Annotated in this window: 16 protein-coding genes; 4 read left to right on the plus strand and 12 right to left on the minus strand. The window is 48.6% G+C overall.

The features are described from left to right. Positions 1–21 precede the first annotated feature (21 nt). The 7 genes from mraY to mraZ all read right to left on the minus strand — a co-directional run bounded on the left by mraY (position 22) and on the right by mraZ (position 7,553). Positions 22–1,125: a phospho-N-acetylmuramoyl-pentapeptide-transferase gene (gene mraY, locus LKI20_RS08025; RefSeq protein WP_291772579.1), complete on the minus strand. Its 1,104-nt coding sequence runs from the start codon at positions 1,123–1,125 to the stop codon at positions 22–24. Beyond that, a complete protein-coding gene (locus LKI20_RS08030; protein WP_291773472.1) occupies positions 1,122–2,678 on the minus strand; it encodes a UDP-N-acetylmuramoyl-tripeptide--D-alanyl-D-alanine ligase in 1,557 nt (518 codons plus the stop codon). The genes mraY and LKI20_RS08030 overlap by 4 nt, the downstream gene beginning before the upstream one ends. A gap of 34 nt (positions 2,679–2,712) precedes the next feature. Further along, positions 2,713–3,615, minus strand: a complete 903-nt coding sequence (locus LKI20_RS08035) for a UDP-N-acetylmuramyl peptide synthase (protein ID WP_291772581.1) — start codon at positions 3,613–3,615, stop codon at positions 2,713–2,715. A gap of 110 nt (positions 3,616–3,725) precedes the next feature. Then, positions 3,726–5,522, minus strand: a complete 1,797-nt coding sequence (locus LKI20_RS08040) for a peptidoglycan D,D-transpeptidase FtsI family protein (protein ID WP_434734915.1) — start codon at positions 5,520–5,522, stop codon at positions 3,726–3,728. Further along, positions 5,519–5,980 carry a hypothetical protein gene (locus LKI20_RS08045; RefSeq protein WP_291772583.1) on the minus strand — a complete coding sequence of 154 codons (462 nt, stop codon included), beginning with the start codon at positions 5,978–5,980 and terminating at the stop codon, positions 5,519–5,521. Before LKI20_RS08045 ends, LKI20_RS08040 begins: the two co-directional genes overlap by 4 nt. Before the next feature lie 2 nt (positions 5,981–5,982). Beyond that, the gene (rsmH, locus tag LKI20_RS08050) at positions 5,983–7,044 is read right to left on the minus strand and encodes a 16S rRNA (cytosine(1402)-N(4))-methyltransferase RsmH (protein WP_291772586.1); all 1,062 of its coding nucleotides are present in this window, start codon (positions 7,042–7,044) and stop codon (positions 5,983–5,985) included. After that, positions 7,044–7,553, minus strand: coding sequence for a division/cell wall cluster transcriptional repressor MraZ (mraZ, locus tag LKI20_RS08055; protein ID WP_434734916.1), 510 nt, complete (start codon positions 7,551–7,553; stop codon positions 7,044–7,046). The genes rsmH and mraZ overlap by 1 nt, the downstream gene beginning before the upstream one ends. Before the next feature lie 250 nt (positions 7,554–7,803). Here mraZ and LKI20_RS08060 point away from each other — a divergent pair, with 250 nt between their 5' ends. Both LKI20_RS08060 and serA read left to right on the plus strand, forming a co-directional pair. Beyond that, positions 7,804–10,092 carry a HelD family protein gene (locus tag LKI20_RS08060; RefSeq protein WP_291772589.1) on the plus strand — a complete coding sequence of 763 codons (2,289 nt, stop codon included), beginning with the start codon at positions 7,804–7,806 and terminating at the stop codon, positions 10,090–10,092. A 1-nt stretch (position 10,093) separates the two neighbouring features. Then, on the plus strand, positions 10,094–11,290 hold the full coding sequence (gene serA, locus LKI20_RS08065) for a phosphoglycerate dehydrogenase (RefSeq protein WP_291772592.1): 1,197 nt from the start codon (positions 10,094–10,096) through the stop codon (positions 11,288–11,290). Positions 11,291–11,433: 143 nt separating this feature from the next. Here serA and nrdR read toward each other — a convergent pair whose 3' ends face one another. Both nrdR and LKI20_RS08075 read right to left on the minus strand, forming a co-directional pair. Next, positions 11,434–11,892 (minus strand): transcriptional regulator NrdR, encoded by a 459-nt coding sequence (gene nrdR, locus LKI20_RS08070; protein WP_291772595.1) that lies wholly within the window; start codon positions 11,890–11,892, stop codon positions 11,434–11,436. A gap of 167 nt (positions 11,893–12,059) precedes the next feature. Beyond that, positions 12,060–12,407, minus strand: coding sequence for a LysM peptidoglycan-binding domain-containing protein (locus LKI20_RS08075; RefSeq protein ID WP_291772598.1), 348 nt, complete (start codon positions 12,405–12,407; stop codon positions 12,060–12,062). 327 nt (positions 12,408–12,734) lie between these two features. Here LKI20_RS08075 and lexA point away from each other — a divergent pair, with 327 nt between their 5' ends. Further along, positions 12,735–13,424: a transcriptional repressor LexA gene (lexA, locus tag LKI20_RS08080; protein ID WP_434734953.1), complete on the plus strand. Its 690-nt coding sequence runs from the start codon at positions 12,735–12,737 to the stop codon at positions 13,422–13,424. Between the two features lie 177 nt (positions 13,425–13,601). Here lexA and LKI20_RS08085 read toward each other — a convergent pair whose 3' ends face one another. From LKI20_RS08085 to hflX, 3 genes are all read right to left on the minus strand, one after another. Then, positions 13,602–14,675 carry a cation diffusion facilitator family transporter gene (locus LKI20_RS08085; RefSeq protein WP_434734954.1) on the minus strand — a complete coding sequence of 358 codons (1,074 nt, stop codon included), beginning with the start codon at positions 14,673–14,675 and terminating at the stop codon, positions 13,602–13,604. Positions 14,676–14,830: 155 nt separating this feature from the next. After that, a complete protein-coding gene (locus tag LKI20_RS08090; protein ID WP_291772607.1) occupies positions 14,831–15,793 on the minus strand; it encodes an L-lactate dehydrogenase in 963 nt (320 codons plus the stop codon). Between the two features lie 129 nt (positions 15,794–15,922). Beyond that, positions 15,923–17,371, minus strand: coding sequence for a GTPase HflX (hflX, locus tag LKI20_RS08095; protein WP_291773478.1), 1,449 nt, complete (start codon positions 17,369–17,371; stop codon positions 15,923–15,925). Positions 17,372–17,648: 277 nt separating this feature from the next. Here hflX and LKI20_RS08100 point away from each other — a divergent pair, with 277 nt between their 5' ends. Continuing rightward, positions 17,649–18,431, plus strand: a complete 783-nt coding sequence (locus tag LKI20_RS08100; protein WP_291772610.1) for a class I SAM-dependent methyltransferase — start codon at positions 17,649–17,651, stop codon at positions 18,429–18,431. Positions 18,432–18,437 lie beyond the last annotated feature (6 nt).

Below are 18,437 nucleotides of genomic sequence, written 5' to 3' on the forward strand. Positions count from 1 at the left end.
ATGCCTCGATTCTTTTCGCAATTAACCAATCAGACCTGAACGAGCTACCCAATCCCCATAAAACACCACAAGGCCAACGAGTACCAGCAGCAGCTCAATCATCCAGAAACGCACCACAACTTTTGATTCATGCCAACCTTTAAGCTCGAAATGATGGTGTATCGGTGCCATTTTGAACACCCTCTTATGAGTCATCTTAAAGAAACCAACTTGGATTACATCTGATGCAGTCTCAATCACAAACAAACCACCGATTATCACAGCGAGCACTTCTGTATGTGTTGCAATCGATAATGCAGCAAACAATCCACCTAGAGACAATGATCCTGTATCACCCATAAAAATCGAGGCGGGATTAGTGTTGTACCACAAGAATCCGAAACAGGCCACTGCTGCACAAACCGCAATAATCGACAAATCGAGAGGATCTGAAACCGCATACGAATACCCAATGTGGTCACCTCCCTTAATATGGTAGCTTTCCCAAAAAGCAATAAGTCCATACCCAACGAAAGCAATCATCGAGCTTCCCGCAGCAAGACCATCGAGACCATCAGTTAAATTCACCGCATTAGACCACGCTGTCATCAACAGATTCACCCAGAGTACAAACAACACAGCAGCAAGTACTCGACCAGCAAAGTCAAACGTCAAAAATGGCTTTTCGATAAAAGAGATCCCAGCCTGAGCACTGGGGAAACCAGATTTGGTTGGAACCAACAGTGACAGCAGGGCATAAATAGTTGCTAATACAAACTGGCCAGCAAACTTCGCGCCAACGGAAAGACCTAAATTCTGCTTTTTCCTGACCTTCGCGAAATCATCAATGAACCCCAATAACCCCATCGACAGCATGGCAAACAGTACCAACAATGCCGACGATGAGGGTAAATCACCCCTGGAGCAATAACGATATAGCGCCGAACTCCCCCAGCCAAGCACTATTGCCAGATTAATGACCACACCGCCCATAATTGGGGTGCCTCGTTTAACCTGATGTGATTTCGGACCATCTTGGCGAATATATTGACCGTAATTAAGCTTATGAACTAGGCGAATGAGCAATGGCGTGCCAACAACGGTCACCACCAGCGAGACCAACATGCCAATAATCAGTGAAATCAACGAAGAACCCCGCTGTCTTGTTGTGATGCCGAAGCATTATCCCTTTGAACTTGCTCCCAACGTTCTGCCAAAGCACTCAACCCCGAAACATGCGAACCTTTGAGTAACACCACCATATCGTGATGCTCATGAGCCAGAGCAGTCACCAGTTCGTCGGCCTTGTTGGCGTCTGACGCATATTCCACACGAATATCCCCTGACGACGTTCCATCACCGCCCTGCTGAGCATTCATAGTTGCACCTTGCGCGAGTGATTCAGCCAAGGGGGCTAGCTCCTCAGTGCCTCCAACAGCTATAACTGCGTCCAAGCCTAGTTTGGCGCAATCTTCACCGATTTCGGTATGCAGTTGTAGCTCATCGTGACCAAGTTCAAGCATGGCTCCAAGCACTGCCACGCGATACGGCTTTGGCGTATGATCAGCACCCCAGGCACTCAAGCCTCTCAGACCTGCGCGCATCGAATCAGGATTGGCGTTAAAAGAGTCATCAATCAAAGTGAAACTGACTTGATCTTTATTCACTGTTGAGATTGCCATACGATGTGGGCTTATACGCTGTTGTGATGCCAGCGAAGCAGCAATGTCTGATAACGACAAACCGAGGTAATGTGCTACCGCCGCCGCAGCTAATGCATTCATCACGTTGTGCTCACCGCTGATGGCGAGTGCTACATCAACACTCGAATCAGTTCCTTGGAGCGTAAATGAGGGATGATCAAGCGCATCAACATGAATACCTTGTGCCGTCATATCGAGCTCTTGGTGGTCATTAAATAGAGGCGTCTCATCACTAAGAGGCAAACCGAACCACAGTACCTTAGCTGGAGCAAACTGCTGCATATCAGCAACATGTTTGTCATTAGCATTGAGCACAGCAACGCCATGTGGAAGTAAGCCCTGAACTATCTCACTTTTGGCTTTTGCGATATTCTCAACAGAACCAAATTCGCCCAAATGCGCCACTCCGACCTTCAAGGCGATAGAGATATCCGGTGGTGCAATTGTCGTCAGGTACGCTATCTCCCCAATGTGAGAAGCTCCCATCTCTGCAACTAAAAATCGCGTTGACGAGTTGACTTGCAAAGCTGTGAGTGGCAATCCAATCTCGTTATTGAATGATCCAACCGGCGCCACGGTACTCCCCAGGCGTCGCAACATAGTCGACAATAAGTCCTTTGTGGTCGTCTTTCCGACTGATCCCGTGATGCCAATAATGGTGAAATCGTTACCACAATTCCGCCGTTTATCGATATTATGTCTTGCAAGCAAACCGAGAGCAGTGATGCTCGTATCCACAACTATTTGCGGAATCGAAGCGCCGACAACTTCATGTTCCACAATCGCTGCAACGGCACCCGACTGTGCAATATTCGGAACAAATTTATGCCCATCCACTCGTTCTCCAACGATGGCCACAAATACTGAGCCTTGGCGTAACTGGCGAGAATCGCTGTACACGCTGGAAGCAACTTGTTGCGTGTCGGCTACGTGTTCCCCAACAATTAGCCGACCGTTAATCGCCTCAGCGATTTCTTGCAAGGTCATCGGCATCATGCCGACAGTCTCGTCTTGATTCATCGTATGCACCTTACGACAACTCCCTCGAAACGCGTAGAGCGCTTCGTATATTGTTCTTCTTCACTCCTGCGGACATAACCATCGCTATACTCAACGACAATCGCATCGTTGAATCGTCCTCTTGGAATACGTTCGATTGCACGGCAAGCGAGTCAGAGTCTTCATTCCTTGACGCCACATTCGTGCGATCTCCTAACGCAAAACCAAAGATACGAGAAGCCTGTTCAGCCAACACTTCCTGTTGCCCGCGACGCAATGTTGCGCGCTGAGCAAGGCTGAGCACATCCACTTCTACAGCATGCAAAGCGTCTTTCTGCAATGTGTCACGATCTGCAGATATCGCCACTGCAGAAGCACCATCTTCGACACAAACCGACAGCATTCTCTGCATATCGATTGCACTCAAGGGATATTGCAAATCAAGCTGACGATCGAGAGAATATGAGCCTGAAGCACTGACCACACCAACTGGATTACCTAAAACGTGCAAAAACTCTGCAAGGACTTTGACCGATGCCGAAGCATCCTCTCCGTACACAGCAAAAACGGCAAGAGATTGTGAAGGCTTACCAGCGATATCGGCGGCGAGTTCAGCGATTTGTTTGGCATCAAGATCGCCAAACAACACGGGAATATCAGTTTCTTGCAAAGCCGCGCGCGCTGAAGCTGGTGCTAAAACCGCATATGCTCCACGCCGCTCAGCCAGAGCAATGAGTTGATTGTCCACTTCCCCTTTGTCTGCAGACAACCGTCCTGGAAGCAACAACGATCCTGGTCTGACTGAATCCACATCATCAGCGATTGAAGTGACCGTCACCGGTTCAGAAAAACGTGGAGATGCCACAAGACCATACTGAGAGCAGAGGTAGCCCAGCGTCATGCGCTGTGCAATTGATTCGCCCAATGCACTCATCGTCCCGCCTCTCATCTTCACTATGAAACCAACGGCTTGGATCCGCAGTTATCACGTTTGTATCCAGTTCTTCACAATCCGCCAATCACCCGGAGCGAATCGTACTGCTATCACCAATCTACTGGAATAGCATCATTGCGCGGCGTAGAGGTTGGAACCTCATATTTCTGCATAAGGAATTCACCAATATTGGCAAAAACCGGCCCCGCAGTTAAACCGCCATAAGTGCCCTGTGGATCTTTCATAACCACGGTAACCACAAACTGTGGGTTATCTGCAGGAAGCACTCCAACCCAATCTGCGACTATTGAGGTTAAACCGCCACCAGAACCAGCGACTTCTGCCGTACCAGTTTTTGCGGCAACTCGGTATCCGTCGACTGCTGCGACTTTCTTGTATTTCTCTGCAACCGACTCCATTGCATTGAGCACTTGAGCAGAAACCGAAGAACTCACTACTTGCGTGGAAGACGTTTTCGGTTTAGTTACCTTGCCGTCAGCACTGGTGACCGAATCAATAATCGACTGCTGTTGCTTAACACCTTTGTTGGCTATGGTGGACACAGCATTGGTAACTTGTAGGGCGTTGGTAGCATACCCTTGACCAAACAACACCGTGTTGCGGGTTCGTTTATCCCAGTTTTCAGAAGAGCTTAGCAAACCTTGCGATTCACCGGATAGCCCCATCCCAGAAGCCTGACCTATACCAAACTTTGTCAGATATGCATATCTCTGAGCAGTGGAATACTGCTCACCAGCCATGACCATGCCAACATTTGAGGAATTCTGCAAAATCCCCGCCAAAGTCCATCGCTCAGTCCCATGAGACTCAGAATCGTGGTATTGCTGACCGTCAACATTGATGCTGTACGGGACACTAAATTCATCAGTAATTTTGTGAGTACCCTCTTGCAACATTCCCGCCAGTGAAATGATCTTGCCAACTGAGCCAGGCTCAAAAGTCTCAGTCACAGCAAGCGAAGGATTCATTTTAGCTTCGGTACTTCCGGCCTGTACTTGGTCCGTCCCAGCTAGCGCAAGAATTTTGGCATCAGACACGCGCTGCACCACAGCAATGGCCCACTTCGCCTGATACTTCTCTTGTCCCTCTTTCAATGCTTTTTCGACATACCATTGCACATCTCTGTCTAAAGACAGTTTGACTGTTGAACCATCGACAGCAGCTTTTGATTCAGTTTGCGTTCCTGGAATCTGCTGCCCATTGGCACCTCGTTGGTATATCTGATAGCCATTAACACCTGTTAAAGCACTATTTTCCATCTTCTCTATACCGGAAACACCATTGTCATCGCTGTCTACACCACCCAGCAAGGAACCCATCAATGTGCCGTTCGGATAAGTTCTTTCACTGCTAAGCTCGGCACTGATAATGCCGCTGAGATTCAATTTATCAATACTGCGCTTAACAGAAGGAACCACATCCTCCTTAATAACTACATATTGATTGGTGCCGGTCAACATAGCACCGAGTTGAAGACGATCCATACCAAGTACAGGAGCTAGCAGGCGTGCAACAGCAGCAGGGCCAGTAGCTCCAACCGGTTTACCGTCAATGCTGTGGCAGTTACTCTTTGTTTTCGCTGTGCACGTGGTGGGTTGGAAGCTTGCCGCGAATTTAGGATTACCAATAATCGTGTAGCGTTCCACACTTTGGGCGAGCACAATACCATTCGTGTCAGTGACCTTACCGCGCTCAGCCTGTAATACCTTAGTAGTCGTTCTGCTTGCTGTTGCAGCCTCAGCTGTTGTTTTTCCATCGAGAAGCTGAATATAGGCAAGCTTCGCTACAGCAGACGATGCTATAAATGCAATAACAAAGCAAACGATAATAACTCGTTTACCAAATGAGCTGCAGCCTTTCCAAAACGCCATACCGGATCGAATCATTGCTGCCCCTTGCTATCAGTTGCAGCCTTATACCCTTGGAGATCTATACTGATTGATCCCTTCTGAGGTATCATGCCCATCTTCTCGGCCTTGTCAGGTAACGACGCTTGAAGCTCATCCAATTTGCTCTGATCATCTTGAATGTCCTGATTCAATCTGCTGATTGACTGCTGTGTTGTAGTAGCTTCAAAAGAATTCTCAATCATCTGTGTCCTGAGCATCAGTGACACCACAAGGCTTGCCCCCAAAATGCTCAGCGCAACCACAATGTGAAATAATGGCGCGCGTCGCGTGCGAGTCCATACCAACAGTCGTCGAGCACCATCGAGCATGATCTCTCGGCTACCTTGTTTGCCAGAAACCACATGTAACTGTGGCCGTGTGGATGAAGGTTGTGCCTGCGGACGCCGCTTATCAGGCATCGCGCCTGAGCGCACTGAGCGTTGTACTGCTGGCATGCTTATCTCCTTCTCCCCTGAGACGATTGATGGTGTTCATTTGGACGCTGGTCGTGACGTTCGAAGCCATGGGAAACCTCATCGAACATTCGAATCCATCGTTTCGGCAACTCTCTGGTCAGCTCAACGGCTCTGAGTCTCACAGAAGCCGAACGCGGATTACTGGCAATTTCCTCATCGTCAGCCTTTATGGCACCACGTGTAAGGTCTCTGAAAACCGGCTGAGCCTCATCGGGAATCACTGGTAATCCGGGAGGCACATCAGCAGTCATTCCCTTAGCCATAAATCGTTTAACTGTGCGATCTTCTAGAGAGTGATATGACTCAACAACTAACCGACCTCCCACACTGAGATGGTCTGCAATCTGTGGCAGTGTTCGTGAGAGTTTGGTAAGTTCGCCATTCACTTCAATACGCAATGCTTGGAACACCCGCTTTGCTGGGTTGCCTGCAGGCCTGTGGGCTTTAGGAACCACACGATCTACTAGCTCACTCAGTTGCCTTGAACTGACAATGGCGGATTCCTCACGCTCATGTACGATGGCACGTGCAATTGGACGGCTAAAACGTTCCTCACCATATTCATGGAAAATATATGCCAAGTCGCGGGCATCGTACTCACGCAATATGCCCTGTGCTGTCAATTCTTGAGAAACATCCATACGCATATCCAGAGGTGCATCCTGCGCATAAGTGAAACCTCGTTCACGTTCGTCAATTTGCAAACTGGACAAACCCAAATCCATAAACACCGCTTGCACGCGCTGCACGTTCATATCGTCAAGTACGTCACCAAATTCATCGAATGCAGCATGAACGGGGGTGAAACGTGATGAGAAACCAGCGTCAGCAATCCGTGTCGATGCCAGATTGAGTGCCTCGGCGTCACGGTCAATCCCAATCAGCGTTGCTTGGGGACATGCCTCAAGGAACGCAATAGCATGACCCGCAAGACCCAAGGTGCAGTCAACCACAGTCGAATCGGGTTCAAGCAAAGCTGGAGACACTAAAGAAACACAAGTATTAAGCAGCACTGGCTGGTGTATCTCATTGAGATTAGTCATCAGAATTCCACCCCCGGTAATACATCGTCTGCAATATCGGAATACCCCTGTTCCTTACTTGCTAAGTAAGATTCCCAAGCGGCGGTGTCCCAAATCTCCGCCCTAGTACCAACGCCAATCACTACAACGTCATCACTCAAGTGCGCGTAGTCACGTAGCATCTGAGGAACCAGCACACGCCCTTGTTTGTCAGGTTTCTGTTCAACTGCTCCTGAGAGGAATACTCGTAGATACTCTCGAGCGGCTTTATTACCCATCGAAGTGCGTTGAATTTGTACAGCAACACGCCTGAACTCTCGCTGCGGCAAGAGATAAATACAGCGTTCCTGCCCTCTCGCCATTACTAAACCTGGTCCGAGCTGGCTACGTAATTTTGCCGGTAGCGCCAAACGGCCTTTGTCATCAACTTTCGGAGTGTATGTACCGAGGAGCAGGGGGGGAAGCTCCTGCATTCCTTCTGCACTAAGGGTTTCGGTGGGGTTCTGCTCTGCATCGTCGGCACTTAGCATGACCCACCTCCTTCACCGCTGCGCTGTCTGGTATGCTCAATCGCCTGACTGTTTCCCCACTTTACCCCATAGTTCCCCATTCTTACCCACTTAATGTGTAACCAACAGGTGATTCAGCTCACGATTGCCACATCTGACAGATAAACGTGATCGTTCGTAGACACATTGCATAACCCTCATAGCCCTTGCAACGTAGAGGCTTCGAGGTATATTAGATTGCTCAGTTTGAGGACCCGAGAAACGGATATGCATGTCGAGATACTCTTCACAAATTCAAGAAGAACAACGTGCAACAGATCGCGCTTACCAACGTCTGGACTCGTTACGTTCACAGACACGAACTCGTCTGGATGCCGTCAGAGCTGCTGGCTCCCACGGCTCACCAACCCAGCGAACGGAACGCGATTCTTTCGCTACACTCTATGAAGATCGCCTTACTCAATTACGGGCCGTGGAAGATCGACTAGTCTTCGGCAGATTAGACGAGTCCTCTGGAAAATCGCGATACATCGGTCGAATTGGTCTCTCCAACGAGCAGCACGAACCCATACTCACTGATTGGCGTGCAGATGCCGCGCGCCCCTTCTATGAAGCAACACCATCTCACCACGGCGATATTGTGATGCGCAGACACATCACGTTGAATTTCAGAACCGTCGTTGGCTTGGAAGACGAAGTTCTTGACCTTAAAGCACCACAGGTTTCTCAAGCTTCGCAATCCGGCACACTTACTGGAGAAGGTGCGTTATTAGCGTCATTGAGTTCTAAACGCACCGGAAAAATGACCGACATCGTAGCGACGATTCAAGCAGAGCAGGATCGCATTATTCGTTCACCTATGAGTAGAGCCATAGTTGTTCAAGGTGGGCCTGGAACCGGCAAAACAGCAGTGGCACTGCACCGCGCAGCATACTTGCTCTATACCCACCGCAACACACTCGAACGTTCGGGAGTGCTTGTTGTCGGTCCAAGCGCAACATTTTTGCATTACATCGATCAGGTACTACCTTCACTGGGCGAAACAGGTGTAGTCAGCCGAACCATCGCGGATCTCATACCTCAAGTTGTCGCTCAACGCAATGAAACACCTAAAGCAGCACAGCTCAAGGGTGACCATCGCATGGCTAGAGCTGTAGCCAATGCCATATCAGCACGCATCCGAATTCCGCAGCACCTGCCAACTGTGCATGTCAATGGCATCGCTGTACCGATGCTCGCAGCAGACATCCAACAGGCTCAGAATGATGCCCGTCGCAGTCACCAAACACACAACGAGGCACGAAAAACTTTTATCCGCACAATGATGCACCTCTTAACGATGCGCTATAGCGAAGGTCTCGATTACACTCCTGAAGAGTCCGAGCTTGCACAAGCTACATCAATGCTGCGTATGAATGACGACATCAAGCGCACACTGAACCTTGCTTGGCTCCCTATGAATGCCAACTGGCTTGTCAGCAGAATGTGGTCCGACACACAGCGACTGTCACGTTACGCACCATGGTTGACTCCTCAAGAGCTTGAAATTCTTCACAGGTCCAGTGATTCACCCATGACCAAATCCGACATCCCCTTACTCGATGAGGCCATGGATTTACTCGGCCCCGACCCCAAGCTCAGCGCTAAATCAGCAGCCCTACGAGAGCAACAACGCAACGACGAACAGTTCGCCAAAGATACGCTGGCTCAAAATGGTATCGGTAATGGATTAGTTACTTCCCAAATGTTGCTTGACCAGATGCAAAGTGACGATCCCGAACTCTTATCGCAACGTGCTGCTTCAGATAGAGAATGGACCTATGGGCATATCGTTGTTGATGAAGCACAAGAACTAACAGCTATGGACTGGCGTATGCTCATGCGCCGATGCCCATCCAGATCCTTCACCATAGTGGGTGATGTCGCCCAGACCTCCGCTCTCGGAGGTTCACGTTCATGGGATCGTACCATGAACCGACTTTTCGGTAACGAGGGTTGGGATTTGAACGAATTAACGATTAATTATCGTAACCCTCGCGAAGTCAGCGATTTGGCCTCAACATTTGCACAGTCAGAAGGTCTATACATATCTACAGTGAACGCTGTTCGTGAACTACCACAATCAGTAGAACATGTATATGCACATGATACCCAAGAGCTATTGTCAACAGCATGTAAGCACACTGTGCTGCTGGCTCAGCAATATTTGGCTCAAGATGGATCTGGGCGGATTGCGATCATAGCTGACGGTGAGCTCTTGGAAGACTTGAAATCAGCACTACTGCCCTACCTCAGATCACAACTTGGTGAGCATGAATTCACTCGACTAGCAGCACAAAATCAGTGGAACCGCCAAATTAATATCTGCGATGCCAATGAAGTGAAAGGCATGGAGTACGACGCGGTAATACTGATACAGCCCGGTACCATCTCGCAAAATGCAGCTTCTAGACTCGTTGCGGCATCAGATTTATATGTAGCGATGACGCGTCCCACGCAAGCTTTGGTCATTATTCGTACACGAGATGACGCTGACGACCTCCCGCTATACAGTGAGTAACATGCCTAAAGCACTGTTACTGGAAAACATTCATCCATTTGCTGCACAATCGCTTCGTAAGCACGGCTTTGAAGTTATCACGATGAAAGGTGCACTCTCCGAATCAGAGCTGATTGAAGCTCTAGATGGTGTAGACCTGCTTGGTATTCGATCTAAAAGCAATGTCACTCACACCGTCTTGCAAGCTTGCCCACAACTATCAGCGGTTGGATGTTTCTGCATCGGCACGAATCAAGTTGATTTGGCTGCTGCAGCCGACCAGGGCGTTGCAGTGTTCAACGCACCATACTCCAATACCCGCTCGGTTGTGGAGTTGGTGATATGCGACATCATTTGCCTTATGCGACGCATTCCCGCTCATACGCACCATATGCGTCACGGTTTGTGGGATAAGTCAGCTACTGGTTCACACGAAGTCCGCGGCAAAACTCTGGGAATCGTCGGTTACGGCAATATCGGCTCGCAACTCTCAGTACTAGCCGAAGCTCTTGGCATGCGCGTTATTTTTTATGATCTTGAAGAAAAGCTTGCACTCGGCAATGCACACCGTGCCTCCAGTTTGGAAGAAATGCTGTTGCAGGCAGATGCGGTGACCATTCATGTTGATGGAAGAAAATCCAATACAGGCTTCTTCGGTGAAGATCAGTTTGCACATATGAAGGAAGGTGCGATCTTCATCAACCTCTCTCGCGGATTTGTCGCCGACTTGGATGCCCTAAAACGTCATCTAGATTCTGGGCATCTCTCGGGTGCTGCCGTTGATGTGTTCCCTGTTGAGCCCCGTAAGAGTGGCGACACTTTTACCTCTGACTTAGCTAATGAAGACAACATCATCCTTACGCCACACATCGGTGGATCGACACTAGAAGCTCAAGAGTCAATTGGTCATTTTGTTTCTCAACGACTTCAAGATTACTGGGAAAAGGGTTCTACAACGCTGTCGGTGAACATGCCACAACTTACTCTTGCAAGTAATTCTGGAGCAGTTCGAGTGGCTCATTTACATCAAAACTTCCCTGGAGTCTTGGCTCAACTCAATCAGGTACTGGGTGCAGAAAACATCAATGTCACTGCTCAATCACTGGCTACGGAGGGTGATTTAGGATATGTCGTCACAGATTTGTCCAATATGCCCAGCAAAGAGACACTACAGGCATTGAGAGAGATTAAGGGAACCGTCGAAGTGCGAATTCTTTAAGAAGTGCAATATCTGGCCACAACACTGACTAGTACAGGGCCAGAGCAGTCAGGCACTCCGCTGATGTAACTATGAGTTGTCCCCCGCTGAATCACACTCAGCGGGGGACAACTCATAGTGATAACTGATTGTGCTAGATAACACTATGCATGGTGATGATCTTCGCTTCTCAATTCCGCTATAGCACGTTCAAAATCATCAAGTCCATTGAATTGCTGGTAAACGCTGGCAAATCGTAAATACGCTACTTCATCCAAATCCTTTAACGGTCCCAGTATTGCTCTGCCCACCTCGTCAGATTGAATTTCTGCCATTCCACGAGAGCGCAGGTCTTCCTCAACCTGTTGACCGAGAGATTTGAGATCATCTTCGTTAATAGGACGACCTTGGCACGCCTTGCGCACTCCAGAAACTACCTTGTCTCTGTTGAAAGGTTCGGCATTCCCTGAACGTTTTTTGACGAGCAGCATAGTTGTTTCGACTGTAGTAAATCTTTTGGAGCAGACGGGACACTCTCTTCGGCGCCTAATGGAATACCCATCATCACTGATGCGAGTATCTATGACTTTGGTATCTTCATGTTGACAAAAGGGACAATGCATAGCTCAGACTATAGCCTGACCGCCGGAATCTTCGCCATATTGTATTCTCTGGGAGTGCTTTTGGGACAGATACTACCCTGAATGGGTAAAAAATATCTCTCTATCGAAGCTTCTCACTGCGTGGAATGGATCTTTCCTTCATATCTGTTCCCAATAAACAACACCACTTACTCTGCCGGTACTAACAGGCGCTGGCCAGGGACAAGCACTGTTGAATCCAAATTATTCAAATCGAGTAATTCATTCACCGTTTGAGAAACATCCTGACCTGCTGGAGTAATGGTAGATGCATAGTTCCAGAGATTGTCACCCGGGCGCACAGTATAGGAAGTAACCGCCACAGCTCCACTCGCTGAGTCTGCGTTATCAGGAGTAACAAGCGCTGCGATGCCTACACCCATGCAAAGGGCTAACAGCGCTGCAGTGACTTTTCCCCGCAGGGTAATCCTCATGTGAGTACGTTGAGCTGAATGGCTTTGTTCAGGCACTCTCACTCCACTTATTGCAATACTCATGGTCAACACCGCCTTCTTACTTCTCCTGCTTGATATGGCACTACCCGATATCTACATCTGGTATCTACATCTGATAGCCGCACGGAGCAGTCACATGCGGCAATCACAGATATTCGAACATGTGTTCTATCGAACATCTGTTCTGATTGTGACACATTCTGGTGATTGTCGCAAGCGCTTTTTCGAACATTTGTTTGATTTCACAGTCTCTACACTGTAGACTGGGATAAAAGATCGAAAGGAAATGCTGTGAGCACCATCCCTTTTCCACAACAAGGCGAGCAATCATCCCCCCAACAGGGTGATCTCACCTCTCGCCAGCGTAAGGTGCTCGATGCCATCAGCACACATATCAAGGCCCGTGGCTTCGCTCCATCTTTCCGCGAAATTGGCGACGTGGCAGGTCTGAAAAGCCCCTCCTCAGTCAAGCACCAACTGGAAGTGCTTGAGGAGAAAGGCTATATTCGCATGAGCGCCAATAAAGGTCGTGCAATAGAGCTTATTGACACTTCGACAACTTCTGCTGATTTCGAAGCAGACACGGATGACTCAGCACACAACGATTCAAGGTATGATGCAACCCGCAGCAGCACGGTCGTGCCTTTCCCCACTCAACAATTTAATTCAAGCTCTTCTGTATTAGAATCTCACGATGTCCCACTAGTAGGCAGGATTGCCGCAGGAGTGCCTATTACTGCCGAGCAGCATGTTGATGATGTTATGAGATTACCAGAACGATTGACTGGTACAGGGCAGCTATTTATGCTTGAAGTGCACGGCGATTCAATGATTGATGCAGCAATTTGCGATGGTGATTTTGTGGTAGTTCGCGAACAGCAATCCGCCCAAAATGGAGATATTGTTGCCGCTTTGCTTGATGACGAAGCCACGGTCAAAACCTTTAGACAAGAACGCGGTCATACTTGGTTGATTCCACACAATCCGGCATATTCACCAATTGACGGTACCCATGCTTCAATCATGGGAAAAGTCGTTACTGTGCTAAGAAAGATCTGAAATAAGATACTATTTAGCGAGCAATTCTTGGACGGCTATAGCTTCGGCGGCTATCTCTTTGATCAGTATCGCTTTGGTCAGTACTGTCTGGAAATATCAAGTTGTCAACATCCTTGTCCGCCACGACGTCAACAGCCTTGTACACCCCAAATACCCTGCTTAACCAAGACCTTAGATTTATTGAGCATCACTTTCATCATGTAATGCAGTTTCATGGTGTTGTCGATAACCTTCAGGTTCTAATTGGAAGGTGGTGTGTTCTATGCTGATTGGGAAATGCTCACGAAGGCAGTCTTGCATAGAAGCTAATACTCTGCCAGCATCTTGCATATTCAAACCCGAATCGACGACGACATGCGCGGTCAGGCGCGGTAAACCTGAAGCCACTGTACCAGCATGTAAGTCGTGAACCACAACAACATGGTTTACGGATTCGAGATGCTGTTTTACTTCCTCAAGGTTCAAACCCTTGGGAGTTTCCTCCAACAGCACTCTCAGACTGTCAAGAAGAAGCTTTACCGAACGAGGAATGATTAAAGCTGCTATTGCTGCACCAGCTACCGCGTCAAATCCTCCCCAACCCGTAGTAATCATCACCACAGCAGAAATAACCACGGCCACTGACCCCAGAGCATCATTCATCACTTCAAGGAAAGCGGCTCTCATATTCATATTGTCATTATGCTGTGCAGCGAGTATGACAATTGATGCAATATTCGAAGCTAATCCCAGCAACCCGAAGCCAAGTAGTAGTCCTAGATCTTGGACCTCTTGCTGTCCTGGTTGTGCGAGTCGAATCACTGCTTCAACTAAGGCATAACAGCCAACTGCAAGCAATACCGTCGCTCCGGCAGCCGCAGTTATTACTTCAAGACGAGCCCAACCCCAGGTTTTGTTAATAGTTGGGCGTTTTTTCATCAATATTGCGGTTACCAAGGAAGCAGAGAGCACCGCAACATCCGTAAGCATATGCCCTGCATCCACCAATAGAGCCAAACTCCCGGTGATATATGCACCTATGACCTCTGCAACGAGCACGACTGCGGTGAACGATAGCGTTATTGCTAAGCGGCGTTGATGTCCAAATGTCGTCGCTTGGGTTGGTTGTTGTGCAGTTGCGGCTGCTGACGCTGCTTCGCGATCATATGAGCCGAGAGCTTCACTCGCTGACTCATGTGCTATTTCTGCACTAGTACCTGCACTGCGGTCCTGATCGTGCTCTTGCGAAATCGGATCTCGAAACTCGTTCATATCTGCCATAACTGTGACTCTACTGTATCCTCGCTCGTTCTTACAGAGCATCAAACGCCTAAAAATGAAATTGCGGGATACCCATAAATATGGGCATCCCGCAATAATTACCACCATTACAGACTCATGCAAGCCTGCAATCACCATCCATACGATCAGAAACCAAAGTTGCTAGCAGTTTCTTTCAAGGTCTCTGCTGAACGTGTCAGAGAAGCAAGCTCACCGTCACTCAACGGTGTATTGATGCGAGTATTGACACCCTTGCGGTTCAGCACGCTCGGCACAGACATGCAGACATCAGAAATGCCATGGAAGTCATCAAGCAAGGAGCTCACTGGCAGGATTCTGTTGGTGTCATTCATGATTGACTCGATGATATCTACACCCGACATGGCGATAGCATAATTAGTTGCGCCCTTGCCCTCAATGATGCGGTAAGCCGCGTTCTTCACCTCTTGGTGAATCTCTTCGCGCTTGGCTTCGTTCAGTGAGTCGCGCCCTGGAAGTTCCTTCCAATCACACATAGGCACACCACCAATGGTTGCTGAAGACCACAGAGGAACTTCGGAGTCTCCGTGCTCACCTGCGATATAAGCATGAACATTCTTAACATTTACACCGGTTTCTTGGGCAATCAAGAAGCGCAAACGTGCTGAGTCAAGGTTGGTTCCAGAACCAAACATTTGGTTTGCAGGCAGACCAGAAAGCTTCATTGAGACATAGGTAACAACGTCTACTGGGTTGGTTACCAACATATATACAGCGTTTGGAGCAACCTTCACGATGTTCGGAATGATTGACTTCATGATGTTGATCGTTGCACCCGCGAGGTCGAGCCTTGATTGACCCGGCTTCTGACGTGCACCAGCGGTAATTACCACGATGTCAGCATCGCGGCAGATTTCCACGTCATCAGAACCATTGATGGAGACTGTTGGATAGAAGCTGGAACCGTGCTGCATGTCGAGCACTTCCGCTTCAACTCGTTTGGCATTGATATCTTCCAAAACGATCTCTCGTGCGATGCCTCGTTGGGCGGCAGCGAAAGCCATCGTCGAGCCCACAGCACCGGCACCGATAATAGCGAGTTTTGTTGGCTTGATAGGTGAATTCACCATAAAACAGACCTCTCTTAGCATTGACCCATGAATTGGACAGGTCGAAATCCACAATACTTACTTACTGTATCTTCACTAGATGACGTTTACGAATACAAGCATGCCATTAGGCATGGAAGCGGGCCTGGTCTAATCAATCGCCTGATTAACAACCAAAGCTGCGGTGCGGCTATCTACATTCGCATCCAACACAATCCCCTCATCTGTATAATCCACAGATTTCACCATCCCATATTCTCTAACCTGTGAAACTAAGGAACCGCTGGTATAGGGCAGCAGTGCATGCACATGCACATCAGGAACCGGCAGCTTCTCTTCAACTGCTTGGCGTAGTGCATCAAGTCCGCTACTTGACTTTGCTGAAACAACAAATGCATCAGGCTCGAGATGTTTCAGACGATTGATTTCAACATCGCTCATACGGTCTGCCTTATTAAACACCGTGATTCGCTGTATAGATTGAGCTCCTGGTATGTCTGAGAGAACCGCATTCACAGCGTCAATCTGCCCGAAGGGATCTGGGTGCGACCCATCGACGACATGAATAATAAGATCAGCAGCTGCAACCTCTTCTAGCGTTGATTTAAAAGCTTCGACCAATTGAGTTGGTAATCGACGCACAAAACCTACGGTGTCGACGTAAGCATAATACCTACCATCCGGCGTTTTCGCTCGTCGCACTGCTGTATCAAGTGTGGCAAATAAGGCGTTTTCTACGAGCTCGCCAGAACCGGTAAGCCGGTTCGTTAGCGAAGACTTTCCTGCATTCGTATATCCAACAACAGCCACTGTGGGCATACCAAACCGTCTTCTCGAACCTCGCTTAACGTCTCTCGCGGGAGCCATCTGGCGGATTTGCTTACGTAATTTGGCAATACGAGTACGAATAACACGTCTATCCATCTCAATTTTTGTCTCGCCTGGTCCACGCGAACCAATACCGCCTGCCTGCCCTGCAGCTTGTCCACCTGCCTGACGGGAGAGAGAAGCGCCCCAGCCACGCAAACGCGGAAGCATATATTCAAGTTGGGCAAGCTCTACCTGAGCTTTGCCCTCACGACTCGTTGCATGTTGAGCAAATATATCGAGGATTACAGCAGTACGATCAACCACTTTCACTTTGGTAGCATCCTCCAACGCTCGGCGCTGTGAAGGTGGCAAATCATCATCAACCACGATGGTGTCAGCCTCAAGCTTCGCGACAATACCCGCTAATTCATAGGCTTTGCCCGAACCAACATAGGTCGCACGATCAGGAAAATTGCGATGTTGTAAGAGGCCGTCCAAGACTGTCGAACCAGCAGTTTCAGCTAGAGCAGCCAATTCCCTCAATGATTCTTCTGCTTGTTCCAAAGTGGAATCAGCGCTTGACCATACGCCAACCAGAACCACTCGTTCTAGTCGTAGCTGCCGGTATTCAACCTCGGTAACATCTTGCAACTCCCCCAAACCAGCAACATGTTTGAGTTCATTGCGATGCTCACGTTCTAACCATTCTTGTTGGACACGCTCACCTTGTCCATTGTCACTAGATGACAGAAGGACTTCAGATTGTTCCTGTAAGGTTTCGTTTCTCATGTCACTGTGTGCTACTGCTTCGTGTACACGCTTTGAATCAAGCTGTGGCTGTTGTTCGGTTGTGGCGTAATCAGTGACAGCATGTTTCTTGGCGACAGCGTAGTCTGTTGTGACAATATGATTTTTTGTACTATGGTCGTGGTTCTGCACTGAAGAATCTTCTGACAAACGTTGGGTCAAAGGTACCTCTGCTACGTGAAATCTCGATGGTGTTATGACCCTTCATTATCATCGACTGAGTAGACATTCTACGGTGTTTAGGCTTTAGGCGGGATAATTGAGTAAAGGCGAGCAAAAGGATGATGGACGAGTGACGAAGCAAGATCAATATTTCTCTGCGAATCCTCAGTCTGAGGACCAGCGCAGAACTCTACAAGTGACCCTTCGCGGGCACGAAGTTACTGTCACCGTTTCCAACGGAGTATTTTCTTCAGGACGGCTCGATTTGGGTACTTCAGTCCTACTCCGTCATGCTCCACAACCTCCTACTGACGGCACCTTTCTTGACTTAGGTTGTGGTTGGGGACCTATCGCCTTGACCTTAGCCTTGGAATCACCGGATGCCAGCGTCCATGCTCTTGACATCAATGAACGAGCTGTGTCTTTAACCACTGAAAATGCGAAGAATAACCAGTGCTCAAATATACAAGCTTGGAGTTCTCAAGAGCTACCCGACGAACTACGCTTCGATCTCATTTGGTCCAATCCACCCATCCGAGTGGGAAAGGAAGCCTTGCATAATTTGTTGATGACCTTTCTGCAAAGGCTCAATCCAGGAGGGCAGGCATATCTGGTCGTCCAGAAAAATTTGGGAGCTGACTCTTTAATTCCTTGGCTCTACAACACCCTCAACGCCAGCAGACTCCTCTCACAAGCCCCAGAAGCTACTCCATCACCAAATACGACACCAGACGACTTATCGCTCTGGAGTGTAGAGAAAATAGCCTCTTCCAAAGGCTTCCGAATTATCGAAGTTACTCGTCCACGCACAGCCGATGAAGAAGCAACAGCACACAACACTGTGATGCCGACGCTTACTGATTATCAGGCCCAGAACTGAATCCCA

The organism is Bifidobacterium sp. (genome assembly GCF_022647885.1).
GTDB lineage: Bacteria > Actinomycetota > Actinomycetes > Actinomycetales > Bifidobacteriaceae > Bombiscardovia.